Below are 17,154 nucleotides of genomic sequence, written 5' to 3' on the forward strand. Positions count from 1 at the left end.
GGCTCTGAAAGGCTCCATCTGTGACTGCTGACGTCAACAAGACGACCGGTCCCGACCTAACGCCCCCCGCCGGGTCGGAGGCCATCAAGGCCGTTCCGGTCCGGCACCCGGGGCGGTACGTGTCCGCGGTCGTCGCGCTCGCCCTTCTGGGCGCGGTCGTCTACGCCTTCGCCCAAGGCAAGATCAACTGGGGTGCGGTCCCCGAGTACTTCTTCGACGACCGCATCATCGACGGTGTCCTGAACACCCTGCTGCTCACGGTGCTGTCGATGGTGATCGGCATCGCCGGCGGCATCCTGCTCGCCGTGATGCGCCTGTCGAAGAACCCGGTGACGTCGTCGATCGCGTGGTTCTACATCTGGTTCTTCCGCGGCACACCGGTCCTGGTCCAGCTCTTCGTCTGGTTCAACCTGGGCCTGGTGTTCGAGTACATCAACCTGGGTCCGGTCTACAAGGACTACTGGTCGTCCTTCATGACGCCGCTGCTGGCGGCGTTGCTCGGCCTGGGCCTCAATGAGGCCGCCTACATGGCCGAGATCTGCCGCGCCGGTCTGCTCTCGGTCGACGAGGGACAGACCGAGGCGTCGCACGCCCTGGGAATGAGCCACACGAAGACACTCCGCCGGATCGTCATCCCGCAGGCGATGCGCGTCATCGTGCCGCCGACCGGCAACGAAGTGATCAACATGCTGAAGACGACCTCGCTCGTCTCAGCTGTACAGTTCTACGACCTCTTCAAGGAGGCCCAGGACATCGGCCAGAACGCGGGCTCGCCGGTCGAGATGTACTTCTTGGCCGCAGCCTGGTATCTGATCATGACCTCGATCCTGAGCGTCGGGCAGTACTACATCGAGCGGTACTACGCCCGCGGTTCGAGCCGTTCCCTGCCGCAGACACCGCTGCAGCGTTTCAAAGCCGCGGTCCTTCCCACGCGCCGCCCGAAGGGAGTCACGGCATGAAGCAGTCCTCCCCCGCCATGGTCAAGGCCGAGGGTGTCCACAAGTCCTTCGGCCCCGTGGACGTCCTCAAGGGCATCGACCTGGAGGTCAGGTCCGGTGAGGTGTTCTGCCTCATCGGCCCCTCCGGCTCCGGCAAGTCCACCTTCCTGAGGTGTATCAACCACCTCGAGAAGATCAACGCCGGGCGTCTGTACGTCGACGGGGAGTTGGTCGGCTACCGCCAGAAGGGCGACAAGCTGTACGAGCTCAAGGACAGCGAGGTCGCGCTGAAGCGCCGGGACATCGGCATGGTCTTCCAGCGCTTCAACCTGTTCCCGCACATGACGGCGCTGGAGAACGTCATCGAGGCGCCGGTGCAGGTGAAGGGCGTGAGCAAGGGGCAGGCCCGGGAGCGCGCGGGGCAGTTGCTGGAGCGCGTGGGCCTGGCCGACAAGGCCGGGAACTACCCCTCCCAGCTCTCCGGTGGCCAGCAGCAGCGCGTGGCGATCGCGCGGGCGCTCGCCATGGACCCCAAGCTGATGCTGTTCGACGAGCCGACCTCGGCGCTCGACCCGGAGCTGGTCGGCGACGTCCTCGACGTCATGCGCGACCTGGCCGAGTCGGGCATGACCATGATCGTCGTCACCCACGAGATGGGCTTCGCCCGCGAGGTGGGCGACAGCCTGGTCTTCATGGACGGCGGCGTGGTGGTCGAGTCCGGCCACCCGCGCGACGTCCTGACAGACCCTCAGCACGAGCGCACGAAGTCGTTCCTGTCCAAGGTGTTCTGACACCGCGCACGGGTACGCACGGGGCGACGGCCCACGGCGAAGGGGCGGCACGGATCTCCGTACCGCCCCTTCGTCATGACCCGCGGGTCTCACTTGAGCGCCAGCAGCAAGGTGTCCGAGGGGGAGCACCACACCGGGCGGGCCTCGGCGAACCCCTTCTCGCGCAGCACGCGCGCGTGCCACGCCGCGGACGGCATGTCGCCGTCGGCGTGCTCGCCGTAGATCTCGAAGCGGCGGGCGGTGGGCTCGGCGAGGACGGGGTCCTTGGCGGCGAGCTGCCACCATTCGGCCCAGTCGAGGACCTCACCCCTTTTGGTCTTTTTGGCCTGATCCATGCGCGCGTGGCGCAGGGCGCGCTCGGCCGCGTTGATCCCGGGGGTCGTCTCGTCGATCATGTGGTCCGCGTTCATGAAGACACCGCCGTCACGGACGAGGCCGGCGACCTGTCCGTAGAGATCCGCGAGGGGTTCGTTGTGCAGCCAGTGGAGGGCGGTCGCGGTCAGCACGGCGTCGTAGGAGTCGTGGGGGAGCCCCGCCGGCCAGTCGGGGTCCTTCAGGTCGGCCGTCACGAAGGTGACCCGCGGGTCGCCCGCGAAGGTGCCCTCGGCGATGGTGAGCAGCGCCGGGTCCAGGTCGACGCCGGTGCTGGTGGCGTCCGGGAACCGGGCGAGCAGGCGGGCCGTGATGGTTCCCGTGCCGCACGCGAGGTCCAGCACGCGCGGGGAGGTGCCGACGACGGCCTCCACCATGTCGAGCATGACCCGCAGCCGCTCCTCGCGGTCGGGCATGTACCACTCCTGCTGCCGGTCCCAGCTCTCCTGCCAGGCAGGCCAGTCGGCGGCGGCGGTGGTGGTCCCGGTGTCCGCGTCCGTCATGAATCCGCTCCTTCACCCACGTCACGTAATACCCTGTAAGCACGATCGCCTGTTACTCGACCGCTGACACGACCATAAAGCCACCACGTAAGGACTACAAGTGGAACTGGCCTATTACTCGGATTACGCCGTGCGCCTCGTCAACACCGAGGAACCGGCCCGGGGCAAGGACACCCTGACCTCGGTGGAGGCCGTGCGCGCCCTGTTCGGCGCCAACCAGTCCGCGGCGCGGCGCGCGACCGACGCGGACGTGACCCGGTTCCGCTCGGTCCGGGCCCGGCTGCGTGCGGTCTTCGAGGCGGCGGACGGCGGCGACGAGACGCTCTCCGTCGACCTGCTGAACTCGCTGCTGCTGGAGTTCCCGGTGAGCCCGCAGATCTCCGGGCACGACTTCCGTGACGACGACGGCCGACCGCTGTGGCACATGCACCTGGCCGACCATCCGTCCAACGCGACCGCCGGCTACGCCGCCATCGCCGCGATGGGCCTCGCCTTCCACCTCACCGAGTACGGCGTGGACCGCCTCGGTCTGTGCGAGGCCCCACCCTGCCGCAACGCCTATCTCGACACCTCGACCAACCGCTCCCGACGCTACTGTTCCGACCGCTGCGCCACCCGGGCCAACGTGGCCGCCTACCGCGCCCGCAAACGCCTGGAGGCCGAGCGGGGGGAGAACACCGGCCGCACCGCCGACAGCGCCCAGCCCACCAGCGCCAGCGGCGACCGCCGACCCGGTTTGCGCGGCCGGTAGCGCAGACGGACCCGGCCGAGCACCAGGTCGTCGGGCACCACCCCGTAGTCGGTGCTGTCACCACCGGCGTACGTGTTGTCCCCCAGCACCCACCAGCCGCCCTCGCGCCGTTCGGCGGCCCGCTTCACCACGAGCAGATCCTGCTGGAACGGGTGCCGCAGCACCACTACGTCGCCCGGCTTGATCCGGACCCCGTAATGCACCAGGAGCCGGTCCCCGTGGTACAGCGTGGGCACCATGGACGGCCCCGTCACCTCGGCCACCCCGAAGGGCAGCGGCGCCCCCGCCCGTTCGGCATCCTGCGACAGCTCCGGCATCACCCGGCACCTCCCCGGTTCTTCCTCCACCAGTCTCAGTCTGTCCCCCGACTTTTGTCCTAGGCCCCCGGGGGGCACTCGCCAAATCCACTCCTCCACGGAGTAATGTCCCCTGTGAGAAGACGATCACGAGGAAGGATTGCTCCATGCTTTCCCGCCTGTTTGCCCCCAAGGTCAAGGTCAGCGCCCACTGCGACCTGCCCTGCGGCGTGTACGACCCTGCCCAGGCCCGTATCGAGGCAGAGTCGGTGAAGGCCGTCCAGGAAAAGATGGCCGGCAACGACGACCCGCACTTCCAGGCCCGCGCCACCGTCATCAAGGAGCAGCGCGCCGAGCTGGCGAAGCACCACGTCTCCGTGCTGTGGAGCGACTACTTCAAGCCCCCGCACTTCGAGAAGTACCCGGAGCTGCACCAGCTGGTCAACGACACCCTGAAGGCCCTGTCGGCCGCCAAGGGCTCGACCGACCCGGCCACCGGCCAGAAGGCGCTGGACTACATCGCCCAGATCGACAAGATCTTCTGGGAGACGAAGAAGGCCTGATCTTCGGTCATGCTCTCTGACCTGCGATTACTTTGGTTGCAGTGTCTCCCTGTCCGCACCCGGTCCGCAGGCCACCGAGAACGGCGTCCATGACGGTCCGGGTGCGGTCTTCTTCGCCCGGCCACAGGTGGGCGTAGATCCGCAGCGTGATGACTGCGGATGCGTGACCGAGGACCAGCTGGACCTGCTTGACGCTCGCTCCGCCGGCGATGAGCGCGGAGGCGTAGAAGTGCCGCAGGTCGTGGGTCACCATGTGCGACAGCTCGACGGCCTTGCGCCCCTCGCGCTTGGCCGCCTCGTTCCCCTCCGCCTGGAGCGCCCTGCGGGCGCAGTTCCACTCGGTCTTCCAGCGCCGATAGTTGAGCGGCTCCCCCTCCTCCATCGTGAACAGCCAGTCCTCGGACGGGCGTGCGGCGAGGTGCGCGAGGAGTGCGTCGGTGACGACCTCTCCGACCGGGACCGTACGTCGGGACTTCGCGGTCTTCGGCGGGCCGATCTTTCCGGACTGGAGCCGCTGCCGCTCGACGCGGATGGCGCCGGCCTTGAAGTCGACGTCCAACACCTTCAGGCCGAGCAGCTCGCCGATGCGCAGCCCTGACCCGGCGAGCGTGACAACGGCCGCGCGGATGTACGGCGGCATGACGCGCGCCATCGCCTCGACCTGCTCGACCGTGGGTGGGGCGACCTCCTCGTCCGGCATGGCCGGAAGAGTGATCCTGCGGCACGGGCTGGAGGCGATGACCTTGTCGTCCACGGCCGCCGTCATGACGCGTACGAGGACGTCGTAGACGTTCCGCACGCTGCCGGGGCCGAGCTGGTCGGACAGGTACTTGAAGAGCACCTGGATGTCGTTGCGGCGTATCGCCGCCATGGAGCGGGCTCCCAGCGCCGGTACGAGGTGGAGCCTCAGCGCGTTATCAGTGATGCGCTCGCCCGCCTCACTGGCGATGAGCGAGCCCTCCCACTTCTCGGCGTACTTCTCGAAGGTGACGCGGCCGGCGCGCGGATCCACGTACTGGCCGGTGACCAGGCTGGCCGTGACCTCGTCGAGCCACCGCTGGGCGTCGACCTTCCGCTCGAAGTGGCGGGCGTGCTCCTTGCCGTCGAGGTCGCGGTAGCGAGCACGCCATTTGCCGTTGGGGCGCTTCTGAATGTTGGCCAAGTGGCCTCTCCTTCGTGTCGGTTGTCAGTAGTGGCCGCCGTCCTCGATGTCGCTGCTGAGCGTGCGAGCGTCCCGCTCGTCACCCATGAGGCGGAGGCACTGCTCGTGGATCGCCCGCGAGCTGTCGGAATGGGCCTTGATGTGGTCAGCGATGGCGACCACTGCGTGGTGCAGCCGGTCGCGCGCGTCGCGGGCCTCGTAGAACGCTTCGACGGCCTCTTGGACGAGCCGCCGGCTGTCGATGTCGAGCCCCTCCAGGGGCGGGGACATCAGCTCTTCCAGAGGAAGCTCGAAGACGCGGGCGAAGGCGAGGGCCTCGTCGAGATTGATACGCCGGCGAGGGGAGCCGTTCTCGATGCGCCAGACCGCTGTCTGGTTCATCTTGACGCCGGCCCTGGTCACCCGCTCCGCCAGCTCGGTCGTGCTCCACCCCCTGACCTCGCGCTCCAGGGCCACGCGCGCGGCCACGTTCCCTTCGCTGTAGAGCAGCGGCACTTCGCCACCCTCGGGCTTGTCGCCTGCCATCGAACCTCCGTCACCCCCATCGCTATCCCAATTGAAACATGAGCTTCCCGATTTGGGTAACCGCCGATCGCGGGGTACAACCTTATGCAGATCGAATCGCTATCTAGCCGAATGGGAATGTATGCGATACCTGACCACCACCGAGGTCGCCGAGCGCTACCGCACAGCCGAAAGCACCGTCCGCTACTGGCGCCACATCAAGAAGGGGCCGCGCGGCATCAAGGTCGGCAAGCGGGTGCTGTACCCCGAGGTTGAACTGCTGCGCTACGAGCGCACCCTGATCGAGGGCCAGGACGAGTGGGGCCTGGCCTCGTGAGCCGCCGGCAGGCCCGGACACAGCAACGGCCCCCGGCGCGCCAACGCCGAGGGCCGGAGATTCCCCTGCACGTCGCCCATCCCTGAACGAACGAACCGGTGAGGGGCGGGACCTTGCCCGTCCCGTCCCTCACCCGAGAGGAACGTCTATGGAGGACCCTACGTCCCCCGCCACCTCGAACGCATCCGAGGTTGTCTGGCCCACCACCGCGGTCCCCGGCCAGGGCATCCCCTGGCGCAACGGGGACCGAAGCGGGGACCGAACGGAGTCACGGTCCCCTGCCGCACCCGCCAGCGGCGATGCTTCGACAGGTGTTCCGGTCGGGGACCGAAACACCCCCAGCGCGGCATCTGTGCCGGTCAATGCCCTGGGGACCGGTCCCGCCGGAGCGAAAGCCGGGGACCGGGCGGGGACTTTCGGTCCGCTGGTCCCCAAACCCGGTCCCCGAATCCCGGGCGAGCACGCCGTGCTCCGAGCCGATGGTGAGGGCCACGGTCCCCACGCATCTGCGGGGACCGTGGCCCCCCACGGCGGATCGGGGACCGGGGACCGCGCCGGTACGGGCGGCGAGACGGCCGACGAAGGCGCCGCGCTGCTGGATGACCTACGTACGGCGATCGGCCGGTACGTGGTGCTGCCGAGCGACGAGGCCCTGACGGCGGTCACGCTGTGGGTGGCGGCCTCCCACATCCAGCCCGCTCTCCAGCACGCGCCACGGCTGGCGGTGGTGGGGCCGACCAAGGGGTGCGGCAAGTCCCGGGTCCTGGACGTGCTCCATGAGACCGTGCACCAGCCGATGATGACGGTGAACACCTCGCCCGCGGTGGTGTTCCGCGTCATCGGCAAGAACCCGCCGACGCTGCTGGTGGACGAGGCCGACACCATCTTCGGCCCCAAGGCCGGCGACAAGGAGGACCTGCGGGGCCTGCTGAACGCCGGGCACCAGCGCAACCGGCCCGCCTGGCGGATCTCCGGGCCGGAGCACAAGCCGACGGCGTTCCCCACCTTCGCCATGGCCGCGCTGGCCGGGATCGGCGACCTGCCGGACACGATCATGGACCGGGCGGTCGTCCTCCGCATGCAGAAGCGCAAGCCGGGTGAGCGGATCACCCCGTTCCGCTCGCGATACTCACTGCCCGAACTGCACGCGCTGCGCGACCGGCTGGCCGCCTGGCTGGCCCCGCTGCGTGGCACGGCTGCCGCTCTGGTGCCGGAGATGCCGGTCGAGGACCGTGCCGCCGACACGTGGGAGCCGCTGGTGATCGTCGCCGACCTGGCCGGCGGGCACTGGCCCTCGCGGGCCCGCGCCGCCTGCCTGGCGATGACGCGCAACGAGGTGGTCCAGGACGAGCAGACGACGCTGAAGACGCGGCTGCTGCGCGACATCCGCCGCGTGTTCGAGCAGGAGGGTCACAAGGAGGCGCTGCGCAGCCAGGACCTGCTCGCCGCCCTCGTCCAGGACGCCGAGGCGCCGTGGGCCGAGTACGGCACCAAGGGCCTGAACGCCTACCACCTGGCCAACCTGCTGCGCGACTTCGGCATCAGCCCGGCCAACCACCGTTTCGAGAACGGCAGGCAGGCCAAGGCGTACGCCCGCAACCAGTTCCTCGACGCCTGGGCCCGCTACTGCCCCGACCCTGCCCAACCGGCCCCCACAGCCGGGCTCGAGGCCGCGCCCGCACGCCCAGCCCAGGGCAAGCCACCCGCCCCTCCGTCCGGGACGCTGCCCATCGGCCCGCCCGGCGGGCCTGCCGGCTCCAAGCCCACGCGCTGACACCAGCTCCGTATCAATCCGTCGCATCCGTCCCCGCGCAGGTCAGCGCGGGGACGGAGTTCCTTGCCGATACGGATCACTCCGTACCGGCGACCGCCTCCGTACCTGTCCTGACCAGCCACGGGACGGATGCAACGGACGTGACGAAGCCCCACCGCACACGACTGCCGGAGCACCACCATGCCCGAAACGAGCACCGACGACGCCCCTTCCCGCCGCCGCAAGGGGCTGTTCGGCCTGCCCCGCCGATCAGCAGCAAGCTGGAGCGAACGAGCCTCTAACGAGGCTTCGTCCGCGCTTGCCCCCGCCCCAGGGGAGGCGGAGGAGAAGGCCGGGCGCCAGGGGGCGCCCGAGCCGGAGGAGGGCATAGCCGAGACCAGCTGTCCGCCCGCGGCCGGCTCCATCGCCGCGCGCACCCAGCCGCCGGCCGATGTCCAACCGCCCGCCGAGCAGCCCTCCTGGCGGGATCCCGACGCCCCCGCCCTGCCCGCACTGATGAACCGCAAGCGCACCGTGGAGAAACGCGACCAGGAGAAGACCATCCGCTTCACGCGAACCGCGGTCCGTGTGATCAGCGGCGCCGCGCACCAGCGCGGTCAGAAGTTCGCCGGATTCGTCGGGGACGCCGCCCTGGCCGTTGCCCTGGGCAAGGCGGGGCTGGCCGGCAGCCCGGAGGACGATCCCCTCCGCCCGCTGATCGAGGCCGTCGAGGCACACACGGTCGCGCTGAACCGCATCGGCGGCAACCTCAACCAGATCACCGCAGCCATCCACCGAGGAACAGTGCCCGAGCATGCCGAGGCGGTGCTGGACCGCATCGAGCAAGCGGCCCAGAACAGCTACCGACTGATCGACCGGCTCCTGGCGGAGGGCACCGCGCATGGTGCCTGACGTCTCCACCGGCTCCGACACCCGCGGACTGATCGTCTACCTCTTCGGCCCCGGCCGCCGCGACGAACACACCGACCCTCACATCGTCGCCGCCTGGGACATGGCCGGCGCACCTGACCCCGGCCGCGATACCGAGGCCGGCTACACCCTGCTGGCCAAGCGCCTCGACCACCACGTCGACCTGCGCACCCGCGAGCTGGGCGGCAAGAAACCACCTCAGCATGTCTGGCACTGCCCCGTTCGCACCGCGCCCGGAGACCGCTACCTCACCGACGCCGAGTGGGCCAAGGTCGCCCGCCGCATCGTTCACGCCACAGGCATCGCCCCCGAAGGCGACGAGAAGGCGTGCCGGTGGATCGCGGTGCGCCACGCCGACGACCACATCCACATCATGGCCACGACCGTCCGCGCCGACGGGCGCCACCCCCGCACCCACCACGACGGACAGCGGGCCCAAGCCGAATGCCGCAAGATCGAAACCGAATTCGGGCTGCGCCGCCTGAAGTCCGGCGACCTCACAGCGCCCCGCACCCCCACCGGCGCCGAACGCGCCAAGGCCGAGCGCCGGGGCCAGACGGTCACAACACGGCAGTGGCTGCGCGAGCAGGCGTACGCGGTCGCCGCAGCCGTACGCAACGAAGCCGACTACTTCACCGTGTTGCGGTCCCTCAGCATCCAGGTCAGGCCGCGCATCGGCCCCGAGACAGGCGAAGTGATCGGCTACAGCCTGGCCGCTCCCGGCGACACCAACGACCAAGGCGAGCCAATCTGGTACGGCGGCTCCAAACTCGCCCCCGACCTGTCCATCAACCGCCTGCGCGAACGCCTCGCCACCCAGGAAGTGGCCGACCGCCCACAGCACGTGGCGGATTCCAACACGCCATGGTGTCGCGTCGAGAGCGCCCTCAACACGGCGAGCGCCGTCCTCGACTCGGACGACGACGCCGCGGCCCAAGGCCACCTGGATGCCTTCGGCGACGCCCTGCACACCATGGCTCACGCCACGAACGGCCCGCATCGGGACGAATTGGTGGCGGCGGCCCAGGCGTTCAACCGGGCTCGCCGCTCAACAATCCGGGCCGACCACCAGGCCGCCACCGCTCTGCGCCAGGCTGCCAAGGAACTCTCCCATGCCCCCGATGAGCCAGGCGGGCTCGCCATCGCCCTGCTCTTCGCCGCCCTGCACCTGGCCTGCGCCTCCGCCAAGTGGCACGAGCAACGCGGCCATGAGCAGCAGGCCACAGCAGCCGAGCAAGCCTTCCGCCACCTGCAGGCGAGCTATCAGCAGGCCGCCAAACCGGTCTTGGCGAACCTCGCCCGCCGCGCACCGCGCGCCACAACCGCCAGCCGCTTCGAGCAGGATGTTCGCGCGGCCCTCCCTGACCACGCCGACCGTGTCCTCGCAGACCCCGTGTGGGCCGCCCTGACCACAACCCTCGCCCACGCCGAGACCGCCGGCCACAACCCCCGGCGCCTCCTGGCCAAGGTCGGCGCCCAGCGAGAACTCGACAGCGCCGAGCACCCCGCCGAGGTCCTCAACTGGCGCATCACCGCTCAACCGAGCAGGCGTGCCCAGTCAGCACGCAGGCGAAGCACCGTCAGGGGCACGTCGTCCATGTCCGCCGCGCCACAGCCTTCGGCCACACAAGTGAACATGAGGGTCGAAGAACGCGGCCGGCACCGCTGATCCCGGTCAGATGCCCTCGCCACACGTCGTGGCGAGGGCATCGACTCTTCTGCCACGGGTCCGCGTCAGGCTGCCTCAGTTCCGCTCGAAGCAGCGGGTGCACCGGTCCGCATGGCGGGCAGCCGCCCCGCCCACGCTTGGGCCTCGGCCAGGTGTTCAGCCTGCAGTCCGGCGCGGGGGTCAGGTTGGACTAGGCACCGCGGGCGGTGCGCTCCACGGTCCAGGCGGGGCTTGATGTCGGTCTGATTGTTTTCGGCAGGATGTATGGGAGCCACTCCGGCACTGAGGTCGGGAGCCACGTTGCCCCATCCGTGGTGGGGATGGACACGACGCAGGTCCGTGATCGGCAATGAGATTGAGAGCCACCTCGATCGGGTGATTTCTGGCTCTGGCCGTTTTCAAAGAGCGTCATCAGGGATGGCTCGACGCGCGAATGCCGGATGTGCGGCAGCCCCCTTGCTCCGCTGCACCGCTATGCCTCCCACGCTGCCCTGTGACAGAATTACGCACCGCTGGCGCCGCGGTCCGCGCCATACGCTGCCATCAACTACGCGTGGGTCCCTTGGTGGCTGGTGTCAGAGAGGTAACCTCGCCCATCTCTCCCCCCGCGGTAGCGGTTGAGGCCACGGCGGTGGCTGAGGCAAAGGTGACGGCACAGGTGGCGGCCAGGGGGGTGGCCAGGGTGGCGGCCACACGGCGATCACTACTGGCATCCGTTCGGCGAGATCCATCGTGCACCTGCCAAGAGCTTCACGGGCTGTGGAGTGGAGGGGATGAAGGTCCATCTCGGTGAAGTCAGCCGGGTCGTGCAGATGACGGGCGCCTGGCGGTCCGAGGCCGGGCGGGGTGGGTCGAACTCGGCGGTGCTCCGCACCGACGGGCTGACCGGTGCGGGCTAAACGGGGCCTGCGGCGCCGCCCTCGGCCGCCTGGATCCGCTGGCCCTCCGCGTCGACCGCCGGCAGGGGCACCGCGTCGGGGATTTCGGGGGTGGTGCCGGTAGCGGCGAGGATCGTCGCAGCCGGCATGCGGTTGCCGGTCCGCGCGGCCATCGCCATGGCCGCCGCCGCGGCCGGCGCGGTGGCCCACGGCGGGACCACGAGAAGCATGAAGTGGTCGTCAAGCCCGCGGGTCACGCTCATCGTGTCATCGCTGGCGGTGAACCAGCCGATGTGAACGACGCGGCCGTCGATCGTGAGGCTGCGTGGGATGTCGTCCCAGGCGTCCTGGTCCAGCCCGACGCGCAGGATCGCGCCGAGGTGCGCGCTCAGTGCGGTGATGAGGCCGGGCAGCTCGGCGCGGACATCGCGGGAATGCGGCCACCACGCGCCATCGAACATCCCCGCGCGGGCCAGCGTGGGCTCCAGGGTCAGCCGGACTGCCGAGGGCGCCGTCGGCCGCGGGAAGAGATGGGGGGAGCACCCCCATACGAATGCACTGCTGTGGTTCGGCACCATGGCGTGCCGCCCGTCTCGGTTCTCGACGGAACCGGTTTGATCTAGGGCGACGCCGACTCGGCTGCCAGCGGTGAAACGTCCTGGTGACTGCCATTGTACTCCGCGCAGCCGGTGGCGGGGCGGGGGCCCGCGCTCAGGCGGTTCGCTCCCGCAGAGCCCGCCCGACGCTCTCCCCCTGCCGGCTCCGGGTGTGCGTAGGTGAGGTACAGGAAGCAGCGCCGGGATCGATCATGGTCGTGCGCTGGAGATGCATCACGTACGCGCCGCCCAGCCGCACCACGCAACCGGCCGGTCAGCCGCGCGCCGGCCGGTATCTGGGCGATCTGCTCGGTGAACGACCGCCGGGGACAGCGCGGCTCCCGGCAGAACCAGCGGCGCTTGTGCCACAAGAACTCCAGGCTGCTGTCCCCGTAGGGAAGATCGCGGGGCCGGGTCACCGCCGGGCCCCTCACCCGGGAGGCGAATACCCCGCAGGCCGGACAAGCCCGCGCCGACTCGTCCGCCGTGACCGATGGACCCGGCGTCTGCCGCCCTCGGGCCGCTCGACACGTGCGACGGACACCCCGTCGCGGTCGAGCAGCAACGTCGTATCGTTGACCAAGCCCGTGGCTCCTGCGTGATCGTTCTGCGTCGAGAACAGAAATGATCAAGTATGACCACGGGCGCTCTGCATTCGGATGCCGACAACCACCACGACCGTCACCATCGTGACGACAGGTCGGCACCGCCGGCCGAGTGCACCGCTCAAGTTCGAAGACCTGTCAAAACGCCCTGATATCCGTCATCCTGAAACCGCCCGGCGGGCTGTATCCGGGAGTAGCCTGAAACTACCGAGGGCATTTCGCATAAGAGTTTCTAAGCTCCTGTCGTTCTCGGCGATTCACCACACCGGGCCGGTGTACACCGGCCCGGGGACGGGTCCGCGTCATGACCGCTACCATTCTGTATACGTCGGCGGTCGAGGAGCGGACCCTTTTGCTGCCGCTGCGTCTCGCGCTTGCCTCGACGGACACCCCTGGTGCTCTTCTGGACGGTGCGTGGTGGCCCCGTTCCCGTGACTCCCGCGATCTGGCGGCGGAACTTCCTGCGTTGACAGCGGTGCTGGATCCCCTGTGGGGGCGCATCACCCATGCCACGGTGAACCCGACCCTGTGGCCGGTCATCCCACGGAAGGTGCCCGTTGACGGGCACGTGGTGAGCGTCGGCTGGTTCAGGGCCGAGCAAGACCCCCACAAGCTGGTGCTGCTCTCCTACACCGTCGGCCGCTGGGACCTGCTGGTGATTCCGCCGCAGACGGATCCGGCCATCGCCGCCTGGCTGATGACCGCGGCCACCGGTCCGCTGCGCAGCCACACAGCGAGTGATCTGCTGGAGAGGGCCGAATCCCAACGGATGGTGACGGAAGCCGACCAGGCCCGAGAAGCGGTCTGGGACTCCGAGGGCGGCCATGGCGCCCGTGTGACCGCGCCGGCACGCTCAGCGTGATCCTCGAAACGGCCCCGGTGAAACCGCCGGGGCCGTCCTTTCAGGCGCAACACGTGAGAGTGCGCAACCCACAATCCACGGTACACCTGCAGGTAGTTTCCGACGTGATTCCGTAGGCTGACGCGAAGCATGAGCACATTCTGCTCGGACCTCAGGCACCGACGACCGGGCTCAGCAGCCGGCAGCGCCCGGCCGCCGGCAGAGTGCTTGCTATTCCGCACTACCGCGCCACTGCCCCTGGACACGGAACCAGAGTCCGGGAGCGTAGATCGATTCGACGGCAGCGGATTCGCCTTTGGTAACCCTGAGGATCCGCAATGCGCCGCTCGGAAGCAGGTCGTACTCGTACGTGGCGGGCGACTCACCTTCGGTGATGTCGTCGTAGGAGATATCTGCAGCCGCCGGCTCCGCGTATTCCTTGGGGGGCCGGTTCTCCACCAGCTTGATGAACACGCTCATACCTTGACGATAGATCCCTCGCGGTTTTCTCGCGTGACATGCCGGGTCTTCGAACTTGATGGGGGCGCGGCGGTGACGGGCAGGCCTGCCGGTCACGCTGCGTGAGGCAGTGGGGGTGCGGGCGTCCCGGACGCAAGTCGCCCGCGGGCCTTCGTGATCATGGTTGTTCTCTACGCAACCGATCATGAAACCCCACGGGCTTGGACATCGACGATACCGGGATCAACGAGGCGGCGACGCGACTTCTGGGGCTGGAGGGGGTGAGTGTGACGGAGGTCAAGGACGACGGATCGGGCGGTTCGACGGTGTACGTCGTCACGAGCGAGGACTCTGCCCGGGCCTGCCCCTCGTGCGGGGTCTTCGCCACCCGGCTGAAGGACTACCGCACCACCCGGCCCCGGCACCTCCCCTGCGGTGGACGCCCGGTGAGCATCCGGTGGCGCAAGGCGCGCTGGCACTGCACCGAACCCGCCTGCAAACGCGGCTCGTTCACCGAGGCGATCCGCGCGGTGCCCGCCGGGATGCGCACCACCCTCACTCTGCGCCGGGCGGCGGGGGCCGCGGTCTGCGACGGCTCTCGCACCGTCGTGCAGGCCGGCCGCGACCTGCACCTGAGCTGGCCGACCGTGCAGCACTGCTTCGAGGACTACGCCGCCGAGGTCCTGCCCGAGGACCCGCCGACCACCTCGGCGATCGGGATCGACGAGACCCGACGCGGCAAGCCGGTATGGAAGCAGAACCCGGTAACGCGGAAGCGGGAACTCGTCGCGGACGCCTGGCACATCGGCTTCATCGACGCGATGGGCGGACGTGGCCTGTTCGGCCAGGTCGAGGGCCGCAACGCGGCATCGGTCGCCGACTGGCTCACTTCCCAGCCCGCCGCCTGGCGCGAGCAGGTCCGCCACGTCGCCATCGACCTGTGCTCCACCTTCCGCGCCGCCGTTCACCGGGCCCTGCCGCACGCGGCCGTGGTCGTCGACTGCTTCCACATCGTCCAGCTCGCCCAGCGCCACCTCGCCGACCTGCGCCGACGCCTCACCTGGAAACAGCACGGCCGCCGAGCCCGCAAGGGCGACAGCGTCTACACCGTCCGCAAACTCCTGCGCCGCAACAAGGAGGACCTCACCGAGGACCAACGCACCCTTCTGCGGTCCGAGTTGGACTACATGGGCACCTACGGCCGACAGATCTACGCGGCCTGGCAGGCCAAGGAACTCCTGCGTGACCTCCTCGGTCTGGCCGTCAGCCGCACGCACGTCACTCCGGACCACTCCGCGATCTCCACCACCCGCCACCGCTTCTTCGTCCACGTCGCCGACCACGCCCACCTGCCCGAACTCGTCACCCTCGCCGAAACCGTCGAGCAGTGGTGGGACGGCATCGAGACTTACCTGGTCACCGGGATCACCAACGCCGCCTCCGAAGGCAACAACCGCCTCATCAAGCTCGAAGCACGCAACGCCTTCGGCTTCCGCAACCGCGAGAACCAGCGGCTCCGGTCACGCTGTGCAACCACCCGGCGGAGCCGACGGGAGGCACACCCCCACTAAATTCGAAGACCCGACATGCCAGATCTCACCGCCAACGGCCGCACCACCAGTCGGGCGGTATCGGCTCATTCCAGGGTGGCAAGGTGGTCGGCGGCGCCCCCGCGCCACTCGATCAGGAAGAGGGTCGCGTCGTCGCTGGTGATCCCGCCCCGTTCCTCCATCAGGGCGTGGGAGAGGGAGCGCACCACCGCCCGCACTCCCTTCTCGGCGTGCTCGATGCGGTTGACCCAGGCGATGAGTTGTTCCACGCCGAACTGCTTCCCGCCGGCTTCGTGCTCCTCGATCAGGCCGTCGGTGAAGCACAGCACCCGGTCGCCGACCTGGAGCGTCTGCTCGCTGAGCTGGGGCTCGTCGCCGCCGAAGCCGACCGGCAGGGTGGTCGCACTCTCCAGTTGCCGGACGACCTGGTGGTTGCGGATCAGCAGCGGTGCCGGGTGGCCCGCGTTGACCCGTTGCAGGTGGCCGGTTGCGACGTTCAGGCGCATCATCTGCGCGGTGACGAAGTGCTCGGGCCCGAACTGCCCGGCGATGGCCCGGTCCATGAACGCGTAGATCCCGGACAGCCCGACGTCGGCGCGTCGGGCGTGCCGGTAGGCGCCGATGGCGACGGTTGCCATGGTGGCGGCGTCCAGACCGTGGCCCATCGCGTCGATCGTGGCCACGTGCAGGATGTCGTCGTTGAGGGCGTAGTCGAAGCTGTCGCCGGCGACGCTGTAGGCGGGTTCGAGGATGCCGGCCACCGCGACCTGCGGGGTGGACATGGCCACTGGCGGCAGCAGGGACCACTGGATCTCCGCCGCCACACTCATCGGCTCGCGGCGCCGGGTCTGGAAGAACTGGTCGGTGTAGCTGTGCTTGGTGACCAGCAGATCGGCGACCAGACCGGCGAGTCTGCGCAGCAGCCGCCGGTCGTCGTCATCGACGGTGTCCAGGGTGAGGGCCATCACTCCCACCTGGTCGCTGCCGTCCAGCAACGGCAGGTACATCCGGACGCCGTCGGCCTGCGGTACCTCCACAGGGGTCGCATACAGGAAAGCCGTGCCGGCGTGGGAGTCACCGATCGGCTCGGGCTCCCCGACGAACAGCCGCCTACCCGCCAGCGGCACCAGCACCCGCTGGCCGTAGTCCTGCAGGAGGATCGAGACGTCGCGGCCACCGACCCTGGCCACCTCTTCCGCGATCAGCGGGGCGATCAGCTGCGGCGGCATCTCGTGCGCCCGATCCAGCAGCACCCCCAGCAGCCGCTCACCGAACCCTTCCGACCGGTCCACCATGGCCTTGTCAGGCCGCCGCCCACCGTCCGCCACAGCCGCTCCCTTTCACCACAGCAGAACCGGTTTCGCCCGCTGGGCGGGCCTCTCCAAGGGGCCGCTCACCAGGCGGCTGGCCTCGGCCTTGGGGCTTGGGACAGACCCGGCTCACCTTGCAGATCCGCTCGAAGACCCACTCACCCGATCTGTACACCCGGGTTCCTGACCAACCGTGATCAACCCGCACAGAGTGACGCGGCTAACCAGCCTAAAGGGCTCATTACGCCAAAAGCGGCATGTCACACCCGGTCGGGAGAGGTGGCTCTCAACTTCGATGCCCAAACAGTGGCTCCCGATCTCACTGTCCGAGTGGCTCTCATTCACC

General features: G+C 69.1%; 19 protein-coding genes. 11 read left to right on the forward strand and 8 right to left on the reverse strand.

Going from position 1 to position 17,154, the window contains the following annotated elements:
• Positions 1 to 20: 20 nt before the first annotated feature.
• Together AC6F7H_RS06965 and AC6F7H_RS06970 are read left to right on the forward strand one after the other, a co-directional pair.
• The gene (locus AC6F7H_RS06965; protein ID WP_500755910.1) at positions 21 to 959 is read left to right on the forward strand and encodes an amino acid ABC transporter permease; all 939 of its coding nucleotides are present in this window, start codon (positions 21 to 23) and stop codon (positions 957 to 959) included.
• Positions 956 to 1,729, forward strand: a complete 774-nt coding sequence (locus AC6F7H_RS06970; protein ID WP_500755912.1) for an amino acid ABC transporter ATP-binding protein — start codon at positions 956 to 958, stop codon at positions 1,727 to 1,729. Before AC6F7H_RS06965 ends, AC6F7H_RS06970 begins: the two co-directional genes overlap by 4 nt.
• 89 nt (positions 1,730 to 1,818) lie before the next feature.
• Here the strand turns inward: AC6F7H_RS06970 and AC6F7H_RS06975 are convergent, their stop codons facing one another.
• The gene (locus AC6F7H_RS06975; protein ID WP_500755913.1) at positions 1,819 to 2,604 is read right to left on the reverse strand and encodes a class I SAM-dependent methyltransferase; all 786 of its coding nucleotides are present in this window, start codon (positions 2,602 to 2,604) and stop codon (positions 1,819 to 1,821) included.
• A gap of 100 nt (positions 2,605 to 2,704) precedes the next feature.
• Between AC6F7H_RS06975 and AC6F7H_RS06980 the strand changes: the two genes are divergently transcribed.
• Entirely contained in the window at positions 2,705 to 3,355 is a 651-nt protein-coding gene (locus AC6F7H_RS06980; RefSeq protein WP_500755915.1) for a CGNR zinc finger domain-containing protein, read from the forward strand.
• On the opposite strand, the gene sodX is transcribed toward AC6F7H_RS06980, so the two are convergent.
• Positions 3,238 to 3,672 carry a nickel-type superoxide dismutase maturation protease gene (gene sodX, locus AC6F7H_RS06985; protein ID WP_500755916.1) on the reverse strand — a complete coding sequence of 145 codons (435 nt, stop codon included), beginning with the start codon at positions 3,670 to 3,672 and terminating at the stop codon, positions 3,238 to 3,240. The genes AC6F7H_RS06980 and sodX overlap by 118 nt on opposite strands.
• 146 nt (positions 3,673 to 3,818) lie before the next feature.
• Between sodX and sodN the strand changes: the two genes are divergently transcribed.
• Positions 3,819 to 4,214 (forward strand): superoxide dismutase, Ni, encoded by a 396-nt coding sequence (gene sodN / locus AC6F7H_RS06990; protein ID WP_003992892.1) that lies wholly within the window; start codon positions 3,819 to 3,821, stop codon positions 4,212 to 4,214.
• 7 nt (positions 4,215 to 4,221) lie between these two features.
• Here the strand turns inward: sodN and AC6F7H_RS06995 are convergent, their stop codons facing one another.
• A complete protein-coding gene (locus AC6F7H_RS06995) occupies positions 4,222 to 5,376 on the reverse strand; it encodes a tyrosine-type recombinase/integrase (RefSeq protein WP_500755917.1) in 1,155 nt (384 codons plus the stop codon).
• Between the two features lie 24 nt (positions 5,377 to 5,400).
• Positions 5,401 to 5,901, reverse strand: a complete 501-nt coding sequence (locus AC6F7H_RS07000; RefSeq protein WP_500755919.1) for a helix-turn-helix transcriptional regulator — start codon at positions 5,899 to 5,901, stop codon at positions 5,401 to 5,403.
• A gap of 121 nt (positions 5,902 to 6,022) precedes the next feature.
• On the opposite strand from AC6F7H_RS07000, the gene AC6F7H_RS07005 reads away from it, so the two are divergent.
• From AC6F7H_RS07005 to AC6F7H_RS07025, 5 genes are all read left to right on the forward strand, one after another.
• Positions 6,023 to 6,217 (forward strand): helix-turn-helix transcriptional regulator, encoded by a 195-nt coding sequence (locus AC6F7H_RS07005; RefSeq protein WP_500755920.1) that lies wholly within the window; start codon positions 6,023 to 6,025, stop codon positions 6,215 to 6,217.
• Between the two features lie 517 nt (positions 6,218 to 6,734).
• Positions 6,735 to 7,991: a DUF3631 domain-containing protein gene (locus AC6F7H_RS07010; protein WP_500755922.1), complete on the forward strand. Its 1,257-nt coding sequence runs from the start codon at positions 6,735 to 6,737 to the stop codon at positions 7,989 to 7,991.
• A gap of 180 nt (positions 7,992 to 8,171) precedes the next feature.
• Positions 8,172 to 8,882, forward strand: a complete 711-nt coding sequence (locus AC6F7H_RS07015; protein ID WP_500755924.1) for a MobC domain-containing protein — start codon at positions 8,172 to 8,174, stop codon at positions 8,880 to 8,882.
• A complete protein-coding gene (locus AC6F7H_RS07020) occupies positions 8,872 to 10,569 on the forward strand; it encodes a relaxase/mobilization nuclease domain-containing protein (protein ID WP_500755925.1) in 1,698 nt (565 codons plus the stop codon). Before AC6F7H_RS07015 ends, AC6F7H_RS07020 begins: the two co-directional genes overlap by 11 nt.
• Positions 10,570 to 11,342: 773 nt before the next feature.
• Positions 11,343 to 11,468 carry a hypothetical protein gene (locus tag AC6F7H_RS07025; RefSeq protein WP_500755927.1) on the forward strand — a complete coding sequence of 42 codons (126 nt, stop codon included), beginning with the start codon at positions 11,343 to 11,345 and terminating at the stop codon, positions 11,466 to 11,468.
• Here AC6F7H_RS07025 and AC6F7H_RS07030 read toward each other — a convergent pair.
• Complete coding sequence (locus AC6F7H_RS07030; RefSeq protein ID WP_500755928.1) at positions 11,465 to 12,025, reverse strand: DUF5994 family protein; 561 nt, start codon at positions 12,023 to 12,025, stop codon at positions 11,465 to 11,467. The two genes, AC6F7H_RS07025 and AC6F7H_RS07030, sit on opposite strands and share 4 nt — an antisense overlap.
• A 41-nt stretch (positions 12,026 to 12,066) precedes the next feature.
• Entirely contained in the window at positions 12,067 to 12,750 is a 684-nt protein-coding gene (locus tag AC6F7H_RS07035) for a transposase family protein (protein ID WP_500755930.1), read from the reverse strand.
• Between the two features lie 202 nt (positions 12,751 to 12,952).
• Between AC6F7H_RS07035 and AC6F7H_RS07040 the strand changes: the two genes are divergently transcribed.
• Positions 12,953 to 13,510 carry a DUF5994 family protein gene (locus AC6F7H_RS07040; RefSeq protein WP_500755932.1) on the forward strand — a complete coding sequence of 186 codons (558 nt, stop codon included), beginning with the start codon at positions 12,953 to 12,955 and terminating at the stop codon, positions 13,508 to 13,510.
• Between the two features lie 210 nt (positions 13,511 to 13,720).
• Here the strand turns inward: AC6F7H_RS07040 and AC6F7H_RS07045 are convergent, their stop codons facing one another.
• On the reverse strand, positions 13,721 to 13,969 hold the full coding sequence (locus AC6F7H_RS07045) for a hypothetical protein (RefSeq protein ID WP_500755934.1): 249 nt from the start codon (positions 13,967 to 13,969) through the stop codon (positions 13,721 to 13,723).
• A gap of 200 nt (positions 13,970 to 14,169) precedes the next feature.
• Here AC6F7H_RS07045 and AC6F7H_RS07050 point away from each other — a divergent pair, with 200 nt between their 5' ends.
• Positions 14,170 to 15,519 carry an ISL3 family transposase gene (locus AC6F7H_RS07050; protein WP_500755936.1) on the forward strand — a complete coding sequence of 450 codons (1,350 nt, stop codon included), beginning with the start codon at positions 14,170 to 14,172 and terminating at the stop codon, positions 15,517 to 15,519.
• A 65-nt stretch (positions 15,520 to 15,584) separates the two neighbouring features.
• On the opposite strand, the gene AC6F7H_RS07055 is transcribed toward AC6F7H_RS07050, so the two are convergent.
• Positions 15,585 to 16,793 (reverse strand): PP2C family protein-serine/threonine phosphatase, encoded by a 1,209-nt coding sequence (locus AC6F7H_RS07055; protein ID WP_500761690.1) that lies wholly within the window; start codon positions 16,791 to 16,793, stop codon positions 15,585 to 15,587.
• Positions 16,794 to 17,154: the final 361 nt, after the last annotated feature.

It is taken from the genome of Streptomyces sp. MMS24-W38 (assembly GCF_059889265.1).

Coding starts and splice junctions, on each gene's coding strand:
- AC6F7H_RS07015 (WP_500755924.1), top strand. CDS start 8,172: ATGCCCGAAACGAGCACCGACGACGCCCCTTCCCGCCGCCGCAAGGGG.
- AC6F7H_RS07000 (WP_500755919.1), bottom strand. CDS start 5,901: ATGGCAGGCGACAAGCCCGAGGGTGGCGAAGTGCCGCTGCTCTACAGC.
- sodX (WP_500755916.1), bottom strand. CDS start 3,672: ATGCCGGAGCTGTCGCAGGATGCCGAACGGGCGGGGGCGCCGCTGCCC.
- AC6F7H_RS07020 (WP_500755925.1), top strand. CDS start 8,872: ATGGTGCCTGACGTCTCCACCGGCTCCGACACCCGCGGACTGATCGTC.
- AC6F7H_RS07040 (WP_500755932.1), top strand. CDS start 12,953: ATGACCGCTACCATTCTGTATACGTCGGCGGTCGAGGAGCGGACCCTT.
- AC6F7H_RS06975 (WP_500755913.1), bottom strand. CDS start 2,604: ATGACGGACGCGGACACCGGGACCACCACCGCCGCCGCCGACTGGCCT.
- AC6F7H_RS07030 (WP_500755928.1), bottom strand. CDS start 12,025: ATGGTGCCGAACCACAGCAGTGCATTCGTATGGGGGTGCTCCCCCCAT.
- AC6F7H_RS06970 (WP_500755912.1), top strand. CDS start 956: ATGAAGCAGTCCTCCCCCGCCATGGTCAAGGCCGAGGGTGTCCACAAG.
- AC6F7H_RS07045 (WP_500755934.1), bottom strand. CDS start 13,969: ATGAGCGTGTTCATCAAGCTGGTGGAGAACCGGCCCCCCAAGGAATAC.
- sodN (WP_003992892.1), top strand. CDS start 3,819: ATGCTTTCCCGCCTGTTTGCCCCCAAGGTCAAGGTCAGCGCCCACTGC.
- AC6F7H_RS07005 (WP_500755920.1), top strand. CDS start 6,023: ATGCGATACCTGACCACCACCGAGGTCGCCGAGCGCTACCGCACAGCC.
- AC6F7H_RS07055 (WP_500761690.1), bottom strand. CDS start 16,793: ATGGTGGACCGGTCGGAAGGGTTCGGTGAGCGGCTGCTGGGGGTGCTG.
- AC6F7H_RS07025 (WP_500755927.1), top strand. CDS start 11,343: ATGAAGGTCCATCTCGGTGAAGTCAGCCGGGTCGTGCAGATGACGGGC.